At 43.0% G+C, this 1,762-nt stretch carries 2 protein-coding genes; both read right to left on the reverse strand.

Annotation, left to right across the window (positions count from 1 at the left end; genetic code table 11):
- Nucleotides 1-99: 99 nt before the first annotated feature.
- Nucleotides 100-1,242 (reverse strand): amino acid permease, encoded by a 1,143-nt coding sequence (locus AB4589_RS18705; protein ID WP_102278442.1) that lies wholly within the window; start codon nt 1,240-1,242, stop codon nt 100-102.
- Nucleotides 1,243-1,323: 81 nt separating this feature from the next.
- Nucleotides 1,324-1,521: a hypothetical protein gene (locus AB4589_RS18710; protein ID WP_372101473.1), complete on the reverse strand. Its 198-nt coding sequence runs from the start codon at nt 1,519-1,521 to the stop codon at nt 1,324-1,326.
- Between the last annotated feature and the right edge of the window lie 241 nt (nt 1,522-1,762).

A 1,762-nucleotide genomic window follows, 5' to 3' on the forward strand; every position in this document is an offset into this window, starting at 1 on the left:
AAGTGAACGGCATTAACGCCGATGCGTTCCTTTTTTTGTATCTTAAGCTTTTGTCGCTAAAGCTTGGTGACTGATTGATTCAACCACTAAATTGTTTTGCTAAATCACTTGCGAGATAAGCAAGAAGCAACCGAACAACAATGAGAAAAGCATCATTGGTCGGCCACCTTCAGCGCTGTATCTATCTTCCGCTACTTTCATAAAGCGTTGCTTATGAACCATAACCAGAGGAACAAAAACAGCCAAGAACACTAAGATGATGCCTGCATAATTCAACACTTGTAGGAACTTATCTGCAGCAAGCAGTGAACCCGCCAGCGGCAAGATGAAACTAATGCAGTAAGTGACCGCTGTGTTTTGGTTAAACATGTCTCTGTTCTGGTTGAACAAAGACATCGCTACACCAAAGAAAGAGGTCAACAACGCCAAGCCAGTGAAGGTAGACAGAACGTTGCCCACCCAAGGAGACTGAGCCTCAAACGCCGCCATCAAATCTGATACGTTCTTGAAGCTTCTAAATTGCTCTTCACTCAAGTTACCAACCACAGCAAACAACCAGCACAGGTAGCACACTAATGGAATCAGAGAACCGACGATCACCATGTTACGCAGCTGTTTGTCTGTCGCTTCGTGGTTGTAAGAAACCAAGGTTGGAATCACAACCATAAAGCCAAAGCTTGTGAACAGGATTGCACTGGTTTTGATTAGATCGACGTGGTCATGACTGGTTACCTGCATCAAGTTTTCTTGCGTCATGCTTGGTGCTAAAAACACCATAGTTGCAAACAAGCTTGCTAGCATCACAAAGAACAATGCGCGGTTGAGCTTATCAATCACTCCTGTGCCACTCGCGACAACGGCACCCGCAAGTAAAGTAAACGTGATTTGGCTCGTCGTTGCGCTAATGTCTACACCGAAGTTAGACAGTAACTTACTCAGCAAATCACCCGCACCCAGAATGTAGGCCATCAATAGGCAGATCAATAACGCGTAAAGTAGGCCGTTGGTAATCAACTGCCCTTGTTTGCCCAGAGTTTTTCGAGCAATAGAGTTCAACCCTAGACCGCCACCGGCTTTGATGGTCGCTTCTAGAAGTAATAATGCTGCGTAAGTGGTACCGAAACAGATCAGAACCATCAGCAGCGTGCCGTAAAGCAATCCAAATTGAGCTAATACCATTGGGATCGCAAGCATACCAGCACCGAGAGCGGTACCAGCGATAATTAGGGAGCTACCCATCATTTTAATATTCATTGTTTTTAACTTATTTGTTTAGTTTTTATAGGTGTGAGTCTTCGTACATCAAGCGGATGACAAAGGAGTTCAGATAGAAATAAAGTTATAAAACGAATAACAATAGGAGCGATAAGCAGTAAAGAAGCGTGCAGAGACGTTGTCGAACAGGGTGTTCAAAGGGGAGCTTGTCTTAAAATAGGTAAAACGAGAAGCGTGAGTTTGCGTTAAGTGATGTGGTGAACCTTCTGTAGGTTCAATAATCGGCGATGTAATCTTGAATTTCATGTATGTGTCCAATAATTAAGTCACATTCCATAGTATTTGAAGCAGCGTATCCATTGCTGCCCTACCTCTGTCATTAGAGGTATTTTCATCTTATCGAATGAGCTTTGAAACACAACGCTATAACCACATTTTTTGCTATTAAATTGAACAAAATAGCCATTTGGATACAAATCGACCACCAAACCGCGTAAAACAATAATCATTATTAATAAAAAGCGGAACTATAAACACCCCCCCCCCC

This window comes from Vibrio sp. 10N.222.49.A3, from assembly GCF_041475145.1.
Classification (GTDB): domain Bacteria; phylum Pseudomonadota; class Gammaproteobacteria; order Enterobacterales; family Vibrionaceae; genus Vibrio; species Vibrio tasmaniensis_A.

Coding starts and splice junctions, on each gene's coding strand:
- AB4589_RS18705 (WP_102278442.1), bottom strand. CDS start 1,242: ATGATGGGTAGCTCCCTAATTATCGCTGGTACCGCTCTCGGTGCTGGT.
- AB4589_RS18710 (WP_372101473.1), bottom strand. CDS start 1,521: ATGAAATTCAAGATTACATCGCCGATTATTGAACCTACAGAAGGTTCA.